Below are 22106 nucleotides of genomic sequence, written 5' to 3' on the forward strand. Positions count from 1 at the left end.
CCGGCTCCTTAACTGCTCGACCCGCCGCCGCCCCAGCCGCTGCGTGCGCTGGCCTTGCTGCCGAAGCCGCCACGGGAGGTGGCCGACGCCACGGAGCTCGACTGGCTGGAAGAGCGCAGCGTGTTGGTGTAATTGCTGCTGCCGTACCTGGCCTGATTCGAGCGGCCAAACGTCGCCCCATTCGAGACCCGCTGATTGAGCGTCGAGGAGCCGTAGTCGCCGCGATCATCGCGATAGCGATACACCGGCTCGGAGCGGTAGCTGTTGCGATTGCTGCTCAGCATGTTGCCGATCAGCAGACCGGTCAGCAGGCTGCTGGTGGAGAAGCCGGAGCCGCCGCTGCTGGCCTGCGAGCCGGGAACCTGGGCCTGGGCAGCGTCTACCTGGGATTGTGTCACCTGGCCTTCGGCGGTCAGTTCGAAACCGCCCAGCTTGGGAATGAACTGGCCATTGGAGTCCAGCTGGCACCAGCCCGCGACAAAGTCGGCATCGCAATCGGCCTGGCTGGCGTATACCGGGGCAATGCGGCGATGCTCGGCCATGGCGGTCATGTAGGCGTCCGAGCAGACGTCCACTGGAAGCTTTTCATCGGCACACTGCTGAACCGACTGGAAGTTGTACTTTTTCTGCAAATCGTAGGTTTTTTCCGTCGGTCCACAACCGGATATCGCCATGGCGACCGACGCTGCCAGCGAAAGCTGGACGTACTTGCTTCGTTTCATCGGGAGCTCCGTGCGCAATCAGTTCTGGGTAGGCGTCATGCACGCGGCATTCAACATGCCCACGCTGATGGCCACGGCGGCCACGTAGATGCCCGCAGCGAGCTCGCCTCTCTTGATGCGCTCGGAAGTGCCTTTGAGCACGAGGCTGGTCAGCAGAAACGCCAACAGTTGGACGACGGCGGCGATCACCGCCCAGACGACGAAGTCGAGGATGCTGATCGAGTAGGCAATCACGTTGCTGGCTGGAATGGCGAAACCGACGATGGCGCCGCCCAGGGCGACTGCCGCGGAAACGTTGCCCGCCCGGATCAGCTCGAACTCCTTGTGCGGGGTAACGCGGGTGTAGATGAACTGGAACAGCGCGAACAGCACCGCCGCCCCCAGAATGTAGGTGACAAAGCCGACGACGGCGGCTTTGTTCAGGGAGATGGAGAGAGCTTCTAGCATGGACTTCTTCCTTTTTTAGAGCGCATTCAAGTCGGTTGTGTACAGCGAAATGCCCAGCGACGTGCTCAGGCTGACGGTGCCTTCAGCGTCTTCTTCGACAGAGAACAACAGAAACTCCCGTCGATCGGTCAGGCCTGTGTCACGGGCATATAGCATCGAGCGGTGCTCGACACTGTAGGAGTCCTCGGGGTTTATCACGTGCTCGCTCATGGCCACCAATTCTGTCTGGCCGTCCTCGCTGCCCCACACGCGCGTGTACTCGACGCCATTGTGGGTGTAGGTCGGCAACCCGATCAGACTCTGCGGCCCCGCCAGCCGACGCAATTCAGCCTCGCTGCTGAGGGTGACGTAACTCAGGTAGTTGAACAGGATCACCGACTCGACCTGCCCGGCGATATCGCCCGTGGTGTGCACCTGCAACCAGTAGTCTTCGTCGTTCATGTAATAGCGCGACAGCCAGGTCGACTGCCCGAGGTCCACGGTGCCGTTACTCCAGATTTCCTGGGAGCCGGGGATAACCACTGTGGTTTTCCCGTCGAGCAACAACTTCAGGGTCGCATCGAATATCACGCCTTTGCCCGGTGCCAGGCCCAGAGGCCCGCTGGTCGGCAGCGGTTCGGCGGCGGCGCCTTTCGATTGTGTAGTCGCTTGCGGGGCCTCAAGCCCCATCAACTGTTTAAACCATCCCATTGGAAATTTCCTTGAGGCGGGTGGAGGCGATGTAGAAGAGTTCGCCGCCTTCAACGCGCGTAGCGCTGGGCGGGTTGATCGAGGGTTGCTGGGCACCTTTGGCGCGATAGCCGATGAGGGTGGCGTTGTGGCGCTCTTTCATTTGGGTGTACAGATCGCCGAACGTTGCTTCAAACGCCTCGGGCAATCTCATCAGGTATTGGGTGGCGCCCTGCCCCACGCACAGCAACTCATTGATGACCACCGACGAGCCCGGATCCTGGGAGGCGCGCACCAACATTTCGATGGCCATGCTTGACGTGCATTCCAGGCTGGGGGCGTAGGAACTGGCCAGTGCGGCAATTTCACTTTCATTGAAGTGGGCGACGACATGCCCGACCGGACTCAGTTGATTCACCGCCAGCACGGTGGCCAGCGTCAAATCGTCAGACGGGGTTCGCACCAACACACGCTCGGCGCCGGGCACACCGGCACGCAGCAACAACGCTGTGGAGGACAGGCTCTCACCACGGATGAACGCCGCTTTGCCCGGCATCGGGTTTTCTTCGAGGGTGCAATCGCAGATGACGATCAGGTTGTCGTTCGAGGTTTCGTCTTGAAGCAATAACTCGATGACCCGCTCACTGGACGCGCCCTCCCAGCCGATGAGCACGGTATGGCCGACCTTGCCGGTGAAATCGCCTTTGCCCTTCATGCCTTTTCTCCATGCATCGATGACAGTGCTGGTGGTTTTGCCGATGGCTGCCGTCAGCAGCGCAATGCCGCCGAGCATGACCCAGGTCGCTACGAACACGCGCCCCGCCGAGGTCTGTGGCGCAAGATCGCCATAGCCGACGGTCAGCGTGGTGGCGAGATAGAAGTAAACAAACGTGGCCGGAGCGGTGAGGTGCTGTTCGCCCAGGTACACCAGGCCCAGATAAGCCGTGCTCAGGTGAACACCCAAGGCAACGACCAGGCCTGCCCAGCCGAAACGGTGAAAGAGGGAGGAGGCGTACATGCGCAGCAAAAGAAAAATCGACATTCCGTCCCTGACTCCCTGGGTACTTGATTCCTGATCACGCCATCGCCTCGACGTCTGGATGCTCAAGTGCGTTCAGCCGGCATTAAACCTGCTGCGTGGTTTGGAGAGAAGTACCTTGGCTGCAATAAATCCGGCGAATGCACCAAACAGATGCCCTTCGAAGGAAACACCCTGACGCGGCAGGAAGCCAAGGATCAGGCCGCCATACAGTACCGCTACGACACCGGCCGTTATCAGGTTGCTCCAGCTCCGGTGGAACCAGGCGCGCGATAACAGGTAGGCCCATAACCCGAAGACCCAGCCGCTGGCCCCCACGTGTATGCCCGCAAAACCGAACAACCAGAGCAGTGAACCGCCCAGCAGGATAATGATCGCGCTGACGGTAACGAACCGATTGAGCCCTTCGATGATCACCAGGGTGCCCAGGATCAAAAAGGCAACCAGGTTGGCGCTCAGGTGGGCAAACGACCCGTGCAAAAACGGTGAGGTGAGGATGCCGGGCAGCCCCTGCAGCGTTCTCGGGATCAGGCCGAACGCCATGAGGCTGTAACCGGTCGCCACATTGAGCAGTTGCAGCGCGACCATGAAGAAGGCCAAGCCTGCGATTGTCTTGAAACCCTTCAGGGCATCCATCCTGACCTCGACGTAAAAAAGAAGGGCAGACACTGCCCTCCCTGCGGCGACGCTGCTTACTCCGCCGACTTTTGCTTCAGACGCTCCAGAATCGCATTGGCGCTGCCTTCGTTCGGCGTGATGCCGGCTTCGCGCAGCTTGCGCTCCAAGTCGGTCCCGGTCGATGCATCCGCCAGTTCATCCTGGGCTTGCAGTTCAGCGGCGCGCTGCTGTTGCTTGGCCTGCAAACGATTCAGCGTACCGACGGCGGTTTCCAGCTTGCCGTTGGCACCGCCGCTGGCGATGGAGGCGCTGACCTGGGCCTTCTGTACGCTTTCGCGAGCCTTGGCCATATCCACTTGCTGGCGCAGGCTTTTGATCCGGCTTTCGGCCTTGGTGATGTCCTTGCGCATGCTTTCGGCATAGCCACCGAACTCGGTGGCTTGCTTGTGCTCCACATCCCGCTCGTTGGTCAGGGTCGAGATGGCTTCGGCCACTTCCAGGGCGAGGTCTTCACGATTGGCCTGCAGGGCAGCCACCGCCTTGGACTCCAGGTCCTTGATCTTGGCGTCGTACTCGTTGACGCGATCAGTCGCCAATTTGTGCTTGGCCATGATGCTGACCAGTTCACGCTTGGCGTTGGCCAGCGCGGTGTCGGCGTCGCGAATTTCCTGATCGAGGATGCGCAGGGCCTGTTGGTCGACGATCGATTCGCCGACTTCATTGGCACCGCCACGCAGCGCGGTGAACAATTTGCTCCAGATGGACTGAGTCATTGGATACTCCCGAATACTTAATTGAAGAAACGTTCGAAGGCTTCGCTGGCGCGCTGCACGTTGTCGACCAGGGTTTTCACCTCGGTGACGATGTTTGTCAGGCTGGAGTCGGAACTCAACGCACCGAACATGTTGTAGACAACTTGCCCGTTAGGCATGGACTCGATACCGATCGAGGACAGCGGGAACATTTCCCGGCTGCGCAACACCGCGTCATTGAATTTCGTGACATCGTTGATGGATTCGACATCGACTAGAACGGTGTCAACGATGATCTGCTCGCCCACCACCGCGATGTAAATCGGTAAGCCACCGAAGTCGTTCATTTCCAGCTTGATACTGGACTCGGAGCCTTGGACGAGAGAAAGCGTAATGTCCTTGGACACCACGTCGTCCAGGGCCTGAAGAGCGGTGTAGAGGCGATCGATATTCCAGTTGGTACCTGCGCTCATGTAATTCTCCGACATGAATGAGCCAGCCAGAATCGGCTGGCGAAGCTGTTTCTCCATCTGCTTGAGCAAGCTTCGGTTTTCGGGAAGCACCCAAGTCTCGTGTTTCACGTAGCCGGCGGCCGCCAGGCCTGCACGCATCTGCTTCATGTAAAAGCTCGATGGCTTTTTGGCGGACGGCTTCAAGCGCTCTCCCTGAAGGCTCGTTGAATCGGTATCGGGCCCTTTAGACGGACTCGATGGAGAGCGGCGTTCCATGGTACTGACCTCGCTGTGAAAAACTCACGCGTGAGAAAATCTACAGGCATTTTTTGCCACGCTCAATAGCTCACGCGTGAGATTTTTTGACTTACTTTTCCGACCACTAAAAGGATCAGTCCTACTGACAACTCATGAATTGTCGCTTTTGAGTTGACGGTATTACCCATTCCAGCCGATTTATCCCCCAGCACCCACCCATTAATCTGTGCCCATGTTGAACGCAACGCCCAACCAACCTAAACAAAAAAGGATTCAACCATGAGCACTGCAACCTACAACCGCTTGAACAAAGACGACGCCGTAGTTCTGCTGGTCGACCACCAAACCGGCCTGATCTCCCTGGTGCAGGACTTCTCGCCCAACGAGTTCAAGAACAACGTGCTGGCCCTGGCGGACCTGGCCAAGTTCTTCAACCTGCCGACCATCCTCACCACCAGCTTCGAGCAAGGCCCCAACGGCCCGCTGGTCCCCGAGCTGAAAGAGATGTTCCCGGACGCGCCGTACATCGCTCGCCCAGGCCAGATCAATGCCTGGGACAACGAAGACTTCGTCAAGGCGATCAAGGCTACCGGACGTAAGCAGATCATCATTGCCGGCGTGGTAACGGATGTATGCGTAGCGTTCCCGACCTTGTCGGCACTGGCGGAAGGGTTTGATGTGTTTGTGGTTACCGATGCGTCGGGGACCTTCAACACCACGGTGCAGCAGGCAGCGTGGAGCCGGATGACCCAAGCGGGTGCGCAGATGATGAACTGGTTCTCGGTGGCGTGTGAGCTGCATCGCGACTGGCGCAACGATATCGAAGGCCTGGGGAATTTGTTGTCCCAGCGTATCCCTAACTATCGCAACTTGATGAATGGTTATGCGGCGCTGACGGCCCATCAGAAGTAAGTAAGCCGACGGTTGCGATAAGCCTGCCCTGAAAAGCAGGCTTTCGCTGTTTTGTGCCAGCAGTTGCCCCCCTTGACTCTCCCCTATACAGCACACCCTACCCTGAAAGCCCCACCTTTCAGGTCACGCCCCATGGCTCAACGCATCCTGGTCATCCTTGGCCATCCTTCAACCACCAGCTTCTGTTCGGCCCTGGCAGACACCTACAGCCACTCGGCAAAGATCGCCGGCCATGAGGTGCGCGTCCTACGCCTGGGTGATCTGGTTTTCGACCCGATCCTTCACAACGGCTACAGCGAAATCCAGCCCTTGGAACCCGACCTGCTCAGCGCCCAATCCGACATCCTCTGGGCCACTCATCTGACGTTCGTCTTTCCGATTTGGTGGGGCGGCATCCCGGCGCTGTTAAAGGGCTTTATCGACCGCATTTTCCTACCTGGCTTTGCCTTCAAATACCGTGAGGGCAAGCTGTTTCCTGACAAGCTGCTACACGGCCGCACCGCACACTTGCTAGTGACCCTGGATACGCTGCCGTGGTATTACCGCTGGTTCTATCGCATGCCGGGCGTGCATCAGATGCGCAGCACTACATTGGCGTTTTGCGGGATCAAGCCGCTCAAAACGTTACTGCTGGGAGCGGTGCTGGGTTCTACGCCGGGGCAGCGAGCCAAGTGGCTGACACGAGCCAGCGTACTAGCGGGAAAAGGGAGTTTTCATGTACATCGGCAAAGCCGCGCAATTGTCGGGCACGACCATCAAGGCGATTCGGCACTATGAAGCGATTGGCCTGCTGCCGACGCCGCAGCGCCGGGGCCAATACCGGGTCTATTCAGAGCAGAGCGTTGAGCTGCTGATGTTTATCAAGTGTGCGCAGCAGTTGGGTTTCAAGCTCAAGGAGTTGCAGGAAATTTTGCGCGGTTCCCAAGGCGACGCGTTGCCTTGGGAGCGGGCAGACCGGGCCATCGCCAGCAAGAAACGCGAGTTGGCCGCACAAATCGCCAAGTTACAGAGCGTACAGGCCGGCTTGCTTGAGTTTGAGAGCCAACTGAAAGAGGCGCATGGACACTGTTCGTCAATGAGCAGCATCGCTATTTGAAGTAGCCTTTGAAGGTGAACTGACGCGATTTTTTCGCTGCCCACGTAAGCCCATTCTGATTTTCAAAACCGTTCATCCAGCCGCTTTTCGCTGCGGCAGACTCCGACGCCTTGCCTTCTGCCGAGACGTCACGGATGACCAACGCTTCCCACATTGCCCATATCGAACATGAGCTGGATAGCTTCCATCAGAGCCTGGTGACGTATCGCCAGCAACTGGGGGCCTGGTATTCGCGCGCGCTGGATTCGGTGAGCCACGCCGCTGATTTACCGTCGTTGCTGGGGATGGATCGGGTGTTGCGCGCGGGGAATTCGCAACGTTCCGTGAGCCTTTCCGATACCGACTTCTCCACCGTGGCCCGCTGCCCGGCGGGCGGTATGTTGCAGATCGAAAGCAAGTTCGAGTCGGTGTATGACGTGCCGATCGGCGATATCCCGGTTGAGGTGATCGGCCTGGATGACGGCAGTTCTACCGTGGTCATGCTCGATGAACAGGGTAAAGGCTCGCACCCATGCGTCGCGGGCGCGCGCTACCAGGTACGGGTGCAAGGCGGCGTGTCGGCCCAACAGGTGGACGCGTTGTTTGTGTCCTACGCCGGGTTGACCGCAGACCTGGAGCAATGGCTGCGGTCGCAGTGGGAAGGGTTCAAGCCGCATTGGCAACAGTCGACGGCCAGCGCGATTGGCAGCGGGATATTGGCTGGCAGTTGGGCGGCGATTCGCGAGGTGTGGGACAGCATCCAGCTGGTGCAGGCAATTCTTGAAGACCCGTTGAAGTACGTCGAACAGCTTGGCGCCGAAGCGGCCAAGCTGGCGGATTTGGCCGCCAGCGCCCCCAAGGTCATGGAACAGGCGATGTTGCTCGCCAGTGATGAAGCGGCGCTGTTCCTGCTGGTGCGCACGGCGATGATCTGGTTGGACGCATTGCCGCCCAGTGAGATTGCGCAAGTGGCGGCTGGGTTTGTGGTGTCGCTGCTGATCGACCTGGTGATGGGTGCGGTGCTGACCATCGCATTGCCGGCGGCGGCTGTGGCGTATTTGAGCCTGCGGCTGGCCAGGTATGGCGCGCAGATGGTTAAGGCGGCGGTGGGTTTTGTTCAGGGCGTGCTGGCGATTCTGACGAAGTTCATGCAGGCGGTGGATCGCTACAAAGCGGTGGCGGTTCGCGGCGCGGTCGGCGGCGTGAAGCAAGGCACGCTGCAGATGCGCTGGCGGGCGCGGCAGAACACGGTGCTGAAGCAAAGAGAGCACGTGGATGATGAGCCTCTTTCGGGGAAAAACCCTGCGGGGGATGCTGCCGCGTCTTCGGACAAGACCGTCACCAACGGCTGCCCGGTGTCGATGGTTACCGGCGAGGAGCTGCTCACCCTCACCGATGGCACGCTGGACGGGATCTTGCCGTTCGAGTGGACCCGGTTGTACCGCACCAGTGCGGTGGAAGTGGATTGCGGGTTGGGGTTTGGCTGGAGTCATTCGCTGGCGCACAGGCTTTCCGTGGTGGGCGATTCGGTCGTCTGGATTGACCATGAAAACCGCACGACTGAGTTTCCACTGCCCACCGCGGCTCGCCCCGCGATCACCAACAGCCTGGCTGAAGCGGCGATCTATCTGGGCGCTTCGCCGGATGAACTGGTGCTGGCCCAGGCGGCGCGGTTTTATCACTTTCGCGACGGTGTATTGGTCTCGATCAGTGACGCGTATGACAACCGCCTGCGAATTTTCCGCGACGTATTGGGGCGCATCGAACGGTTGGATAACGGCGCGGGCCGGTCGCTGTTTTTGCGCTATGAACGGGGCCGCATTGTGGCGGTGGACTACCAGGTTCAGCGCGCCACGGGGCATGAACCCTACGTCTGGGTGACGGAGCAGCACGTTGTTGCCTACGCCTATGACGATGCCGGCCGACTGGTTTGCGCGACCAATGCCGTCGGCGAAAGCGAGGTGTATCGGTACGACGAGCAGCACGTGATTCTTGAGCGTGGCTTGGCCGGTGGGGCGAGTTTCTTTTGGGCGTGGGAACGGTCTGGCAAGGCGGCGCGATGTGTCCGGCATTGGGCCAGTTTTTCGCAGATGGACACGCGCTATGTCTGGGGCGAGGACGGGCGCGTCACGGTGCACAGCGCCGATGGCAGCCAGGAAGTGTATGTCCATGACCACCGGGCGCGGCTGGTGCAGCGGATTGATCCGGACGGTGCGCAGCACTTCAAATCCTATGATGACAAAGGTCGGCTGACGGTTGAGCAAGATCCGCTGGGGGCGGTGACGGCGTATCAGTACGACGAAGCCGGGCGCTTGGTCGCGCTGTTTCCGGGGGATGACGAGCCGACGTCCTACGAGCATGACAATGGCTTCGTACGCGTGGTGCGCCGGGGTCAGGCGCTGTGGAAGTACGAGCGCAATGACCAAGGCGACATTACGCGTAAGACCGATCCCGACGGCCATGTCACCGACTACAGCTACGACCAATACGGACAACTGGTGGGGGTTTGGCACCCGGATCACAGCTGCCAACGGCTGGTGTGGAATGAGCGCGGGCAACTGCTGGAGCAGACGCTGCCCAATGGCGGTGTGCGGCGCTATCGCTATGACGACTTGGGTCGACAGATTGCCCGCGAGGATGAGCATGGCGCGCTGACCCAGTACCAATGGGATGCCGCCGGGCGCCTGGTCAAGCTAACTCAACCGGACGGCGCTACGCGCGAATACAGCTACAACCCCTACGGAAAAATCACCGCCGAACGCGATGAACTCGGGCGCGTCACCCGCTACGAATACGCCGACGGCTTGCACCTGATCAGCCGCCGTATCAATGCCGATGGCACCCAGGTCCACTACCGCTACGACAACGCCCGGCTACTGCTGACCGAGATCGAAAACGAGGTTGGCGAGACCTACCGGCTCGACTACCACCCCAACGGCCTGATCCAGCAGGAAGTCGGGTTTGATGGGCAGCGTACGGTTTATGCCTACGACCTCAACGGCAACCTGCAGGAAAAGACCGAACACGGCGACGATGGCAGTCAGCTCGTTACTCGTTATGAGCGAGACCACGCCGGTCGCCTCGTACGAAAAACCCTGCCCGACGGCAACCTTGTTGAATATACCTACGACCGCCAGGGCAACCTCCTTAGCGTCGACGACGGCCACTGGGCGTTAGCCTACGAATACGACCCACAAAACCGTCTCACCGCCGAACACCAAGGCTGGGGCACCTTGCGCTATGGCTACGATGCCTGCGGTCAACTTCAAAACCTGCGCCTGCCCGACAACAACCGCGTGGTGTTCAACCACAGCAAAGGCGGCCACCTCGCCACCGTCGAGTTAAATGGCGCACTGCTGACCTCTCATCTTTTCAAGGCCGGCCAAGAACACCAACGCCAACAGGGCCAGCTCCTCAGCCACTACCACTACGACGAACAACACCGCCTGCACGCCCACACCGTCGCGCAACAGGACACCCCCCTTTACCAGCGCCACTACGACTACGACAAAACCGGCAACCTCACCCGTTTAGTCGACAGCCGCAAAGGCGAACACCACTACCACTACGACCCCCTCGCCCGCCTCACCCGCGTCGACCACTCACAGGACCCGCACGAACGCTTCGCCCACGACCCGGCCGGCAACCTGCTCATGCAAGACCGCCCCGGCCCCGACATCGTCGCCGGCAACCGCCTGATGATCCAGGGTGACCGCCATTACGACTACGACGCCTTCGGCAACCTGATCCGCGAACGGCGTGGCCGTGGGCACGCGCTGATTACCGAATACCGCTACGACTGCCAGCACCGGCTGATAGGCATTACCCAACCCGACGGCCAAACCGCGAGCTATCGCTATGACCCGTTTGGGCGGCGCATCAGCAAGACCGTGGATCGCATAACCACGGAGTTTTTCTGGCAAGGCGACAAACTCATCGCCGAGCACCACGCCGAAAAGCATCGCAGCTATCTCTACGAACCGGACAGCTTCCGCCCACTGGCGCTACTGGAAGGCTTCGGCCCAAAAGAAACGAAGCCCTACCACTACCAACTCGACCACCTCGGCACACCCCAGGAACTCACCAATCCCGAGGGCGAAATCGTCTGGTCCGCCCACTACCGCGCCTACGGCGAAATCACCCGACTCGACATCGGAACAGTCGACAACCCACTGCGTTTTCAGGGTCAGTACTTCGATCAGGAAAGCGGGCTGCATTACAACCGCCATCGCTACTACAATCCGGATGTTGGTCGTTACCTGACACCGGATCCGGTGAAGTTGGCGGGTGGGATCAACGCGTACTTGTACGCGCCCAATCCTACGGGATGGGTGGATCCACTGGGACTGAGTACATGTCCAGGGAATAACGAATGTAAACCATCGTCGAGTGTTGACGAGCCTGTACCACAACACAATGATGGACAGCCAACCCTACCAACTGCCCATTCTCATTTCCCAAGGGACCCAAATGATTTAACAGAAGTGCTAGGAGTAACGCCAAAAGTATCTACGACAAAGCATGACACTCAGCGAATGGAGTGGAGACCTAACAGTAATACCCGGATAAGATTTGAGAGCCATCCGGGAGATGAGGGTATATTCGTACCGAGACATCACGGCGAGCACTATCATATAGAGCTAAAGCCCAACGATTTCAGTTGGAGACAGGCTGAAAAAAACAATCTAGTAATGAAGGTCCTCCCACATAATTACAAAAAAGGGCACGGATCCGGATTTTTACCGGGTGAAAAACATCCAGGAAGCTGATATGAACAAATTCCCTGTGGCAGATGGAACAATTGAAAAACTGATTTGCAACCGCAATACATTGATAATGGAGTTTACAGACTGGCAGGAAAAACAATGGAAGATAACCTTCAACGATCTAGTTGCCTTTCAAGGCTTAGGCGCTGTCGGCACCGAAATATGCGACATGTACGAAGAAGAAAACACATGGCTTTCGCAAGAAGCAACTAGACTGGAGCCTGATGAAACTGGAATAACTTACTGCTTTACATCGAGCAATAGCGGAGAAACAATTCTTCTCGTAGTTGCTGGTAGCTATAGCACACAAGAGATATGACATTTATGACCAGAAAGGGACCAGGAAGGGGACAGAACTATTTATAAGCTAAAGTTTCAACCCACCCTATTTCGGAGCAAGAATTCAGGAGATTAACCAAATGATCTCGTTAGGCTTCATACAAGGTAACATCACCTATGATGAGCTTTCTTTGCTGGAGGATTCTGCGATTGAGGATCAAGTACACAACTTGAAGGAGGATATGCTTCAGGTGGAGTATCCGGACGGCTTCTTACTTGACGTAGGTTGGTTTCCTTCATTCGATGCAAAAGGCCACTTCCAAATAAAGGTCGTCAAAGACTATGACTGGGACTCACCTACTCCAACTCTCACCACGCAATCAATTGATACACTAGGCAAGCTACTTCTCCGTGCACAATCTCAATTAATACAGCACTAAAAAATACGATGGATAAAAATATCGTTGTCATCGGCGGCGAGTACAGCGAAGACATTACGCGCATGACCCGCATCGACGAAGCAGAAAGGAGGCAGGAAGGAAGCAACAGCAGAAAGGGGACAGAACTATTTATAGACTAAAGATCCGACTCGCTGTTTTCGATCAAATAAATCCGTCCCAATTCCCCCCACGTCCCAATTCCCCACAGATACAGCACCATGGAGCTAACCGTAAAAGGCAACCTAACATTAAACAACCCTACATTTACGAGAAAAAAATAATGCTAGAGCAAAATCAAAAAATAGTACTCAGCGGCAAAGAGGCACTTGATGCCCTTAAAGAAATTTAATACATACTAATATCCCTACGCAAAATGGGCAGCTTTTATGCTGAAAAACCTGGTGCCCTGGAAGAATACCGCAAAGCAACCACTGACTTTATCGATGACTGTGCCGTTACCCAGAGGTTGGCAAAGGTACGCACGATAATTTCTCAACACTTTGATGATTCTCTCGGCGATGACGAAATGGATGATATAGAGAGACATTTTTCCGACTTGAAATTTTGGAAACCCGATCAACCCTTGAATAAAAAAGAACCTGAAACAGAAGTACCTGACATCTCGAAGGGAACCATTCAACAAGTAACGTGTAAGCGTAACGAATTACTGATGGTTTTTACCAACCAGCAAGATGAATTTTTACTAATCACCTTCCACAACCCCATAGAATTCAAAGGTATTAGCGCGATTGGAATCGAAACAAACGGCCTTCATAAAGAAGAAGATCTTACCCTCTCGCAAGAGGCAAAATGCACTACCCCTCTGCAAAATACAAAGACTTACTGCTTCAAGGAAACCATCAGAAAAGAGGTTATTTTTACAGTGACTTCAGACGGATATAGCGTTGAAAAGATATGACCAAAAACGCAACAACCTCTCCAGACCAAAAATTCAAATTTGAACAACTACTCAACAATCTGAAACACTCCCCAACACTACGCGACGCCATCAAATAGCATCCTAAATATCTAGCACCAGAGGGAAGACTACAAAACCAACTAGCAGAAAGGGGACAGAACTATTTATAACCTGAACATTCGATTCACTGCTCCATTAAATAAATCCGTCCCCGTTACCCGAAGCCAAGGAACATTACAATTTTCAGGAGTAAACGATGAAATACTGGAACGAACCGGATCAAAATATATTCTTTGAAAAAATCTTTAACGAACCTGTAGAAATTGGCGAATTGCTCTTTTTTCTTTACAAATAGAAAACGATCGACCTTCTGTGGGACTAGGATTCGACATACCTGACTTTCCTGACATATTGCCAAAAAAAATGGGAAGGCAAGGCTACAACACCTGCAGGATGGGGATAGACTGTTATGGCATTCACAGCCTAAAAATACAAAACATTCCTGTTCGGGAGGTATTTTTTGTCAAAATCACCAAGGAAAATAATCAGTTTTATTTTCAGGCGACTAATAAGAACTTTTTAATTGAATTCAAAGCTAAATCCATTTCACTTGTGGACCCAAATGTTTACATAAATGGGCCAGATGATTATTTTTTCTAGACAGTCACAACTTCTGAATACGTGCCCCCTATGGCCTCCATAGCCAATGCCAATTCGCTCCCCCGCCCACCTCCACCGAAACTCTCCCCATGTTGTTTCAACGGACAGAGGATTCACCATCATGGGCAAACGTCATCCCAATCTCCCCGCCTGGCAATGGCGCAACTACCCTCAAAACCATCAGCACCCGACCAACCTGGCGCTGCACTTGATCGCCGTGCCGCTGTTTATCATCGGCTTCCTGTTGATCGTTTCCGGAGTGTTCAGCCTGAGCTTGGCCAGTTTCGCCGTTGGTGCAGTTGGCATCCTGGCTGGCCTGGCGCTGCAGGGCCAGGGCCATAGCCTGGAAGCTTAGGCCTGCGAGTCATTCAGTGATCGCAAAGATGCGGTACAGCCCCCAGTGGCCGAGCAGTTCGTGACCTTCTCACACTTTGTGTTGAGCGGTGGCTGGCGTCAGCGCCACCACCACTGATAGCCGGCTTAGGCGAAGACCGCACCGGCTACTACAACGCGCTGGAATCCAGCCAGAAGGCCTCATTGGATATCACGGACTGGCTGGAGTGGTTCCTTAAAACCCTGTTACGCAGCGTGCAGCAGGCCATGGCGCGGATTGACCGAGTGCTGGAAAAGAGTCGGTTCTGGCAGCAACACCGCGACCTCCCTTTGTCGGCTGAACAGATCAAGGTCCTCAATCGCCTGCTCGACGGTGGTGAGAAGGGCTTCGAACACGGCATCAGCGCTGCGCAGTACCAGGCGGTGGCAAAGGTATCCAAGGCGACGGCGACGCGACACCTGGCCGATCTGTTGGAAAAAAACTGTTTGGTTCGTCTCCCGGGAGGCGGCCGCAGCACGCGTTATCGGGTCAATACAGCAGGCGAGTGACGCCCCTCTCATTTGCCCCCATCCCCCATGTCTGCTAGTGTCGCGCCGGTTTACCGTCTACCGGAATAGCCGCCATGGCCCGCAAAAAAGTTGCACTCGATTTCGAACAATCCCTCGCCGACCTGCAAACATTGGTCGAGCGTCTGGAGAACGGCGAGTTGTCGCTGGAGGACTCGCTGACGGCGTTTGAGCAAGGCATCTGCCTGACCCGTGACTGCCAGAGCGCGTTGGCGCAGGCGGAGCAGAAGGTCCAGGTGTTGCTGGAGCGCGACGGGGAGTTGGCCGAAGAACCTTTCGATGCGGAACAGCCGGAATGATCGACGCGTATCAGGCCAGCAGCCAAGCCCGGGTGAATGCGGCGCTGGAGCCCTTGTTTGTTGCGCCAAGCCCGGAAATGAAGCGTCTCTATGAAGCCATGCGCTACAGCGTGATGAATGGCGGCAAGCGTGTGCGCCCGTTGCTGGCGTATGCGGCCTGTGAAGCCTTGGGCGCACCGGCCGAAGAGGCGAATGGCGCGGCGTGTGCGGTTGAGTTGATTCACGCGTATTCCCTGGTGCATGACGATTTGCCGGCGATGGACGACGACGATCTGCGTCGTGGCCAACCCACCACCCATAAAGCCTTTGATGAAGCCTATGCGATCCTGGCCGGCGACGGTTTGCAGAGCCTGGCGTTCAGCGCCTTGCTGGACCCGGCGCTGAGCAGCGTCAATGCCGAGATCCGCCTGCGTATGGTGACCGCGTTAGCCCTGGCTGCGGGCCCGGCCGGCATGGTCGGCGGGCAGGCGATCGACATGGGGTCGGTCAGCCTCAAGCTGGATCAGCAAGCCCTCGAACATATGCATCGCCACAAGACCGGCGCATTGATAGAAGCTGCCGTGCACCTCGGTGCCCTGGCCAGTGGCCGGGCCGAAGCGCCGCAGTTGGCGGCCTTGCAAACCTATTCCCGGGCCATCGGCCTGGCGTTCCAGGTACAGGACGACATTCTCGACGTGGAAAGTGATACCGCCACCCTGGGCAAACGCCAGGGTGCGGATATCGCACGGGACAAACCGACTTATCCTGCATTGCTCGGGCTTGAAGCTGCCAAGGCGTATGCCATCGAGCTACGCGACCAGGCCCTGGCCGCCCTGCGACCTTTCGACGCGGCAGCCGAGCCGCTGCGGCACCTGGCGCGGTATATCGTCGAACGTCGGCACTGATAACTGCGGCCATTGCAGCCGCATATCAGCCAAGTTCGGCGCTCTGCGTGGGCAGTTTGCGATGCTTGAGGTAAACTGCCGCCTCTTCTATACCTATAACGATTCGCCTGATGCCCACGACGTTTCAAGAGATTCCCCGCAAACGCCCGTCCACGCCCCTGCTCGACCGTGCTGCCACGCCGGACGGCCTGCGTCGTCTGGGTGAAGCCGAGCTGGAAACCCTGGCCGATGAGTTGCGCCTGGAATTGCTCTACACGGTCGGCCAGACCGGTGGGCATTTCGGTGCAGGCCTGGGCGTCATCGAGCTGACCATCGCGCTGCATTACGTGTTCGACACCCCGGACGACCGGCTGGTGTGGGACGTGGGTCACCAGGCGTATCCGCATAAGATCCTCACGGGCCGCCGCGAGCGCATGAGCACCCTGCGCCAGAAGGACGGCATTGCTGCCTTCCCGCGTCGTTCCGAGAGCGAGTACGACACCTTTGGTGTCGGCCACTCGAGCACCTCCATCAGTGCAGCGCTGGGCATGGCGATTGCCGCCCGCCTGCAAGGCAGCGATCGCAAGGCGATTGCCGTGATTGGTGATGGTGCACTGACCGCCGGCATGGCCTTCGAGGCGCTCAACCACGCGCCGGAAGTGGATGCCAATATGTTGGTGATCCTCAACGACAACGACATGTCGATCTCGCGCAATGTCGGTGGCTTGTCCAATTACCTGGCCAAGATTCTCTCCAGCCGTACCTACGCGAGCATGCGCGAAGGCAGCAAGAAAGTGCTGTCACGCCTGCCCGGCGCGTGGGAAATCGCGCGGCGTACCGAGGAATATGCCAAGGGCATGCTGGTGCCCGGCACGCTGTTCGAGGAACTGGGCTGGAACTACATCGGCCCGATCGACGGCCACGACCTGCCGACCCTGATCGCCACGTTGCGCAACATGCGTGACCTCAAGGGCCCGCAATTCCTGCATATCGTTACCAAGAAGGGCAAAGGCTTCGCCCCGGCCGAAGTCGACCCGATTGGCTACCACGCCATCACCAAGCTCGAACCCCTGGACGCCCCCGCCGCCGCACCGAAAAAGGCCAGTGGGCCGAAGTATTCCGGGGTGTTCGGCGAATGGCTGTGCGACATGGCCGCTGCCGACCCGCGCCTGGTAGGGATTACCCCGGCGATGAAGGAAGGCTCCGACCTGGTGGCCTTCAGCGAGCGTTTCCCGCTGCGTTACTTCGACGTCGCGATTGCCGAACAACACGCCGTGACCTTCGCCGCCGGCATGGCCTGTGAAGGCGCCAAGCCAGTGGTGGCGATCTATTCCACCTTCCTGCAACGCGGTTATGACCAGTTGGTGCATGACGTGGCGGTGCAAAACCTCGACGTGCTGTTTGCCATCGACCGCGCTGGCCTGGTCGGCGAAGACGGCCCGACCCACGCCGGCAGTTTCGACCTGTCCTACCTGCGTTGCATCCCCGGCATGCTGGTGATGACGCCGAGCGACGAGAACGAACTGCGCAAGATGCTCAGCACCGGCCACCTGTATAACGGCCCGGCCGCTGTGCGTTACCCGCGAGGCAATGGCCCGAACGCGGTGATCGAGAAAGACCTGGCGCCTATCGAGATCGGCAAAGGGATCCTGCGTCGCCAAGGCAGCAAGGCCGCCTTCCTGGTGTTTGGCGTGCAATTGGCCGAAGCGCTGAAAGTCGCCGAGAAGATCGATGCCACCGTGGTCGACATGCGCTTCGTCAAGCCGCTGGATGAAGCCCTGGTACGCGACATCGCCGCCAGCCATGAATTGCTGGTGACGGTTGAAGAGAACGCCATCATGGGCGGTGCCGGTGCCGCCGTCAGCGAGTTCCTGGCGCGCGAGAATATCCTCAAGTCGGTATTGCACCTGGGCCTGCCGGATATGTACGTCGAACACGCCAAGCCGGCGCAGATGCTGGCGGAGTGCGGGTTGGACGAAGCAGGAATCGAAGCCTCCGTGCGCGAGCGTATGACCCTGCTGGGGCTGTAGAAACCGGCTCAACATGTGGGAGGGGGCTTGCCCCGATAGCGGCAGTTCAGTCAACTACGATGCTGACTGACAAGACGCCATCGGGGGCAAGCCCCCTCCCACATTTGATTTGCGTCACCTTCAAACGCCATGGACAGCCCCATGAGACATCTTCGCCTCGCCCTCCCCCTGCTGCTTCTGCCCTCCCCTGAATTGCTCGCCGACACCCGCGACGATGCGCTGAAACTCCCCGACGTGGTCATCAGCGCCAACCGCCAGGTCCAGGCGCGCAACGACAGCAGCGCCGCCAACACCGTCTTCACCCGCGACGACATCGACCGCCTGCAACCCACCAGCCTGGCCGACCTGCTCAGCCGCGTCCCCGGTGTGCAAGTTGCGCCCACCGGCGGCCGTGGCAGCCTTCCAGGCATTTACCTGCGTGGCACCAAGTCCGCACAAAGCCTGGTGCTGGTGGACGGCCAGCGCATCGCCAATACCACCTCCGGCGACAGTGGCCTGCAGTACCTGAACGTCGATCAGATCGAGCGGGTGGAAGTGCTGCGCGGTTCGCGCTCGGTGATCTACGGCAGCGACGCGATCGGCGGGGTGATCCAGGTGTTTACCCGGCGCAATGCCGAACAGGGCCTGCAACCACGCTTGAACCTGGGCTTGGGCAGCCACCAGTCCTGGGAGCGCAGCCTCGGATTATCCGGCGGTGATGAACACACACGCTTCAACCTGGGCGCGAGCCTGGATGAAACCGCCGGCATCAATTCGACGCACACGTCATTCCCCAGCGATGGCGATCGGGATGCCTACCGCAACCAGTCCGTCAGCCTGAACCTCAGCCATGCCTTCAGTGAGGCGCTGGAGGTGGGTTTCAATCTCCTGGACAGCCGCGGCAAGTCGGAATACGACAACAGCTTCGGGCGCTACGTCGCCGCCACCGGGCAGACCGTCGGCCAGAAACCCTACACCGACTACGCCGTGAGCAGCGCCAGCGGTTATGTCGACGCCGAACTCAATGAGCACTGGCAGTCGCGCCTGGAACTGGGCCATAGCGAAAACCGCGACACCAAGCGCGATACCCTCAGCGAGGATTTCAGCGTGTTCAATACCTACCGCGACTCGGTCAACTGGCAGAACGACCTGACGCTGGATGACCAGAACAGTCTGATCCTCGGCGGCGACTGGTACGAAGACCGCTTCCACGGTTCCACCTCCTTTACCGAAAACAGCCGCTGGAACCGCGCCGCCTTCGTGCAGCACCGCTTCCACGGCCAGGGGTTTTCCACCGAGTTGGGCCTGCGCCGCGACCAGAACCAGCAATTCGGCGCCCAGAACAGTTGGAGCGGCACCCTCACCGTGCCGATCAACCCGGACAATGATGTGCTGCTCAGCTACAGCGAGGGCTTTCGCGCGCCGACCTTTAACGACCTTTATTATCCGGACACCCAGTACAGCAACCCCAACCTGCAGCCAGAGACCTCAAAGAGTTACGAGTTGCAATGGCGCAGCCAGCTCAGCGACCGCACACGCCTGGAAGCCTCGCTGTATCGCACCGACTTGAGCGACGCCATCATTCTCGACCGCACCAGCAAGCCGCAGAACGTGGCAGCAGCGCGTATCAACGGCTTTGAGGGCGCACTCAAACAGGAACTGTTTGGCTGGCAAGGCAACCTGGGCGTCTCGGTCATCGACCCGCGTGACCGCAACACCGGCCACACCCTGGCCCGCCGTGCACGGCGCACCGTGAGCCTGGACCTGGATCGGCAATTCGATCAATTCGGAGTCGGCGCGAGCTGGCAGGCGATCAGCAGCAGCTATGACGATGAAGACAATCGCCATCGCCTGGGCGGCTATGCCTTGTTGGGATTGCGCAGCAGTTGGGCGGTGAGCCGGGAAGTGTCGCTGTCGCTGAAGGTCGATAACCTGCTGGACAAGGCTTACGCGCGGGCGCGCTACAGCTATAACGATCCGGCATTCCTGAACAACCAGGATTATCGGGAAGAGGGTCGGGTGTGGAGGATTGGGGTGAGCTGGACGCCGGCGCTCTGAGCAAACATTCGAGGCCCGACCTCACAGGTTCGGCGCAATCACCTGGCACAACCGCGCCAGCGCCTCCAACATCTGCCCACTCGGCCGCTCCAGGCCTTTATCCGGCACTAACAACAAGCGCCCCTGCGCAACGGCAGCCACCTGCGGCCAGGCCTTCCAAGCCTCCAGCTGCGGCTGATCGCCCGCCAGGATCACCTCAGGATTACGCTGCAACACCGACTCGATGCTGACCTGCGGCGCGGGCAACTTCAGATCGTCGAACACATTGCGCGCGCCGCACACGCTGAGCGCATCGCTGATGATCTGCCCGCCGCCCACGGTGTACAGCGGCCGGTTCCACACTTGGTAAAACACGCGCAACGGTTCGGCACGCTGGTAGCGCTGGCGCAACTGAGCCAAGCGTTGGCGCAACTGGGCGGCCAATTGTCGACCGGTGTCGGCGCGCCCCAACTGCTCGGCAATGGCCTGCACCTGGGTGGTCAACTGTTCAAGGCTATGGGGTTCGGCGACGTACACCGGGATACTCAGGCGTTGCAATTGGTCACGCTGCGCCGAATTGATGCTGCCGGGCCACAGCAGGATCAGGTCGGGCTTGAGGCTGAGCAGGCGCTCCATATTCAACTGCCCGTACTGCCCCACCGACGGCACTGTCGCCAGCGCGGCTGGCCGATCGCCGCCGTCCAGTACGCCCACCAAAAGGTCGGCAGCGCCCAGTTCAACCACGATTTCAGACAGGGATGGGGCCAGGCTGACCACCCGTTCGACCGCCAGGGCTTGGGCGCAGCACGCCAGCAGCAGGAGCGCCAGCCAGTGACGCATCATCCCAACTGACGCGGGATGCGATAGAGGTAAAACAGCACCAGAGTCGACAACGCCAGCAGAAACAGCGGCACCGCTTCCAGGCCGACGAACACCGCCAGTGCGCCAATCCAGGCCGGCACGGCAGCCACCAGCAACGCCGTGCGGCGCCGGGCCGCGAGGGTGATCCAGGCCGCGGGTTCTTCAGGGGTGTCGAGGGCTTTGGCGGTGGCGATCAGCGCGTGTTTATAGCCATGGAAAAAACGCAGGCTGAGAAACATCGAGGCCACACCGGCAATAAAGAACGGCATGGCCAGCACCGGCAGCAGGGATTCAGCGTGGCCAAAGACCAGGTTGATCACGAACAACGGCAGCAGCGCCAGGGCCAGGTACTGCCACCAGCTGAAGGACAGTCGCCGTTTTACCTGGCCTCGGGTCACGCGCGGTCGACCTCGCCCTGATGCTCGTTGCCCATCATGTGGTCGAGCTTGCTGGCCTTGGTGGCTAGGTAGAGTTTGTTGTGCGGGTTGTGCCCGGTGTGCAGCGGCACGCGCTCGGCCACGGTGATGCCCATCTCGGTCAAGGCTTTGACCTTGCGCGGGTTGTTGGTCATCAGGCGCAGGGATTTGACGCCCAGGTGCTCCAGCATCGGCAAGCAGATGCCGTAGTCCCGCTGGTCAGCGGCAAAGCCCAGGCGTTCGTTGGCTTCGACGGTGTCGGCGCCGCCATCCTGCAACTCGTAGGCGCGGATCTTGTTCAGCAGGCCAATGCCACGGCCTTCCTGGCGCAGGTACAGCAGCACGCCCCGGCCTTCACGGGCGATGGCTTGCATCGCGGCCTCCAACTGCGAGCCACAATCGCAGCGCTGGCTGAACAGCGCATCGCCAGTCAGGCACTCGGAGTGCACGCGGCCAAGTACCGGCGCGCCATCGGCGATATCACCCAGGCTGAGCACAACGTGCTCGCGCCCGGTTTCTTCTTCGAGAAAGCCATGCATGGTGAATGTGGCAAAAGGGGTAGGCAGCTTGGAAGCAGCGACGAAAACGACGGGCACCGTGTGCTCCTGATTTCAGATTTCACAGAGGCGGGCATTGTAACAGCACGTTCCTACAGACGCTTAAGCTGAATTATCGCTGATAAAGATCAATCGGTTCGATTGGCCTTCGTATCG

At 58.6% G+C, this 22106-nt stretch carries 22 protein-coding genes and 2 pseudogenes; 14 read left to right on the top strand and 10 right to left on the bottom strand.

The genetic code is table 11. The features are described 5' to 3' along the window. Positions 1-8 precede the first annotated feature (8 nt). The 7 genes from AC1Q6I_RS16805 to AC1Q6I_RS16835 form a co-directional block, all read right to left on the bottom strand. Positions 9-722, bottom strand: a complete 714-nt coding sequence (locus tag AC1Q6I_RS16805) for a DUF1190 domain-containing protein (RefSeq protein ID WP_024077625.1) — start codon at positions 720-722, stop codon at positions 9-11. 18 nt (positions 723-740) lie between these two features. Then, entirely contained in the window at positions 741-1169 is a 429-nt protein-coding gene (locus AC1Q6I_RS16810; RefSeq protein WP_024077626.1) for a DUF350 domain-containing protein, read from the bottom strand. A 15-nt stretch (positions 1170-1184) separates the two neighbouring features. Beyond that, positions 1185-1859, bottom strand: coding sequence for a DUF2491 family protein (locus tag AC1Q6I_RS16815; RefSeq protein WP_024077627.1), 675 nt, complete (start codon positions 1857-1859; stop codon positions 1185-1187). Continuing rightward, positions 1846-2880 carry an ion channel gene (locus tag AC1Q6I_RS16820; RefSeq protein ID WP_102625365.1) on the bottom strand — a complete coding sequence of 345 codons (1035 nt, stop codon included), beginning with the start codon at positions 2878-2880 and terminating at the stop codon, positions 1846-1848. The genes AC1Q6I_RS16815 and AC1Q6I_RS16820 overlap by 14 nt, the downstream gene beginning before the upstream one ends. A 72-nt stretch (positions 2881-2952) precedes the next feature. Continuing rightward, on the bottom strand, positions 2953-3513 hold the full coding sequence (locus tag AC1Q6I_RS16825) for a rhomboid family intramembrane serine protease (protein ID WP_024077629.1): 561 nt from the start codon (positions 3511-3513) through the stop codon (positions 2953-2955). A 56-nt stretch (positions 3514-3569) separates the two neighbouring features. Beyond that, the gene (locus AC1Q6I_RS16830; protein WP_024077630.1) at positions 3570-4268 is read right to left on the bottom strand and encodes a PspA/IM30 family protein; all 699 of its coding nucleotides are present in this window, start codon (positions 4266-4268) and stop codon (positions 3570-3572) included. Between the two features lie 17 nt (positions 4269-4285). Next, positions 4286-4867, bottom strand: a complete 582-nt coding sequence (locus AC1Q6I_RS16835) for a YjfI family protein (RefSeq protein WP_081730367.1) — start codon at positions 4865-4867, stop codon at positions 4286-4288. Positions 4868-5236: 369 nt separating this feature from the next. Between AC1Q6I_RS16835 and ycaC the strand changes: the two genes are divergently transcribed. The 14 genes and pseudogenes from ycaC to AC1Q6I_RS16905 all read left to right on the top strand — a co-directional run bounded on the left by ycaC (position 5237) and on the right by AC1Q6I_RS16905 (position 20137). Next, positions 5237-5869, top strand: coding sequence for an isochorismate family cysteine hydrolase YcaC (gene ycaC / locus AC1Q6I_RS16840; RefSeq protein ID WP_024077632.1), 633 nt, complete (start codon positions 5237-5239; stop codon positions 5867-5869). Positions 5870-6001: 132 nt separating this feature from the next. Next, positions 6002-6646: an NAD(P)H-dependent oxidoreductase gene (locus tag AC1Q6I_RS16845; protein WP_024077633.1), complete on the top strand. Its 645-nt coding sequence runs from the start codon at positions 6002-6004 to the stop codon at positions 6644-6646. Beyond that, complete coding sequence (locus tag AC1Q6I_RS16850) at positions 6585-6965, top strand: MerR family transcriptional regulator (RefSeq protein ID WP_024077634.1); 381 nt, start codon at positions 6585-6587, stop codon at positions 6963-6965. The genes AC1Q6I_RS16845 and AC1Q6I_RS16850 overlap by 62 nt, the downstream gene beginning before the upstream one ends. A 134-nt stretch (positions 6966-7099) precedes the next feature. Continuing rightward, a complete protein-coding gene (locus AC1Q6I_RS16855) occupies positions 7100-11713 on the top strand; it encodes an RHS repeat-associated core domain-containing protein (protein WP_492618400.1) in 4614 nt (1537 codons plus the stop codon). Between the two features lies 1 nt (position 11714). After that, complete coding sequence (locus tag AC1Q6I_RS16860; protein WP_102625719.1) at positions 11715-12029, top strand: hypothetical protein; 315 nt, start codon at positions 11715-11717, stop codon at positions 12027-12029. 100 nt (positions 12030-12129) lie between these two features. After that, positions 12130-12429, top strand: coding sequence for a hypothetical protein (locus tag AC1Q6I_RS16865; RefSeq protein ID WP_102625720.1), 300 nt, complete (start codon positions 12130-12132; stop codon positions 12427-12429). A 373-nt stretch (positions 12430-12802) separates the two neighbouring features. Beyond that, the gene (locus tag AC1Q6I_RS16870) at positions 12803-13348 is read left to right on the top strand and encodes a hypothetical protein (RefSeq protein WP_256581230.1); all 546 of its coding nucleotides are present in this window, start codon (positions 12803-12805) and stop codon (positions 13346-13348) included. A 372-nt stretch (positions 13349-13720) separates the two neighbouring features. Further along, complete coding sequence (locus AC1Q6I_RS16875; protein ID WP_256581231.1) at positions 13721-14008, top strand: Imm50 family immunity protein; 288 nt, start codon at positions 13721-13723, stop codon at positions 14006-14008. Between the two features lie 121 nt (positions 14009-14129). Beyond that, positions 14130-14480: pseudogene (locus AC1Q6I_RS16880) on the top strand (DUF962 domain-containing protein). A gap of 8 nt (positions 14481-14488) precedes the next feature. Then, positions 14489-14890: pseudogene (locus AC1Q6I_RS16885) on the top strand (Fic family protein); the annotation flags it as partial. A 74-nt stretch (positions 14891-14964) separates the two neighbouring features. After that, positions 14965-15207: an exodeoxyribonuclease VII small subunit gene (locus AC1Q6I_RS16890; RefSeq protein ID WP_102625721.1), complete on the top strand. Its 243-nt coding sequence runs from the start codon at positions 14965-14967 to the stop codon at positions 15205-15207. Next, positions 15204-16091 (top strand): (2E,6E)-farnesyl diphosphate synthase, encoded by an 888-nt coding sequence (ispA, locus tag AC1Q6I_RS16895; protein ID WP_069077095.1) that lies wholly within the window; start codon positions 15204-15206, stop codon positions 16089-16091. The genes AC1Q6I_RS16890 and ispA overlap by 4 nt, the downstream gene beginning before the upstream one ends. 110 nt (positions 16092-16201) lie before the next feature. Continuing rightward, positions 16202-18100, top strand: coding sequence for a 1-deoxy-D-xylulose-5-phosphate synthase (dxs, locus tag AC1Q6I_RS16900; protein WP_024077641.1), 1899 nt, complete (start codon positions 16202-16204; stop codon positions 18098-18100). Positions 18101-18241: 141 nt separating this feature from the next. Further along, complete coding sequence (locus tag AC1Q6I_RS16905) at positions 18242-20137, top strand: TonB-dependent receptor domain-containing protein (RefSeq protein WP_102642547.1); 1896 nt, start codon at positions 18242-18244, stop codon at positions 20135-20137. A gap of 21 nt (positions 20138-20158) precedes the next feature. On the opposite strand, the gene AC1Q6I_RS16910 is transcribed toward AC1Q6I_RS16905, so the two are convergent. Genes AC1Q6I_RS16910 through ribA form a run of 3 tightly spaced genes read right to left on the bottom strand, consistent with a single transcriptional unit; the run spans position 20159 to position 21989 of the window. Beyond that, positions 20159-20959 carry a cobalamin-binding protein gene (locus tag AC1Q6I_RS16910; protein WP_102625666.1) on the bottom strand — a complete coding sequence of 267 codons (801 nt, stop codon included), beginning with the start codon at positions 20957-20959 and terminating at the stop codon, positions 20159-20161. Next, on the bottom strand, positions 20956-21375 hold the full coding sequence (locus tag AC1Q6I_RS16915; protein WP_069077098.1) for a nuclear FMR1 interacting 1 family protein: 420 nt from the start codon (positions 21373-21375) through the stop codon (positions 20956-20958). The genes AC1Q6I_RS16910 and AC1Q6I_RS16915 overlap by 4 nt, the downstream gene beginning before the upstream one ends. Continuing rightward, positions 21372-21989, bottom strand: coding sequence for a GTP cyclohydrolase II (gene ribA, locus AC1Q6I_RS16920; RefSeq protein WP_024077645.1), 618 nt, complete (start codon positions 21987-21989; stop codon positions 21372-21374). Before ribA ends, AC1Q6I_RS16915 begins: the two co-directional genes overlap by 4 nt. Between the last annotated feature and the right edge of the window lie 117 nt (positions 21990-22106).

Source organism: Pseudomonas sp. MPR-R2A5 (genome assembly GCF_058793055.1).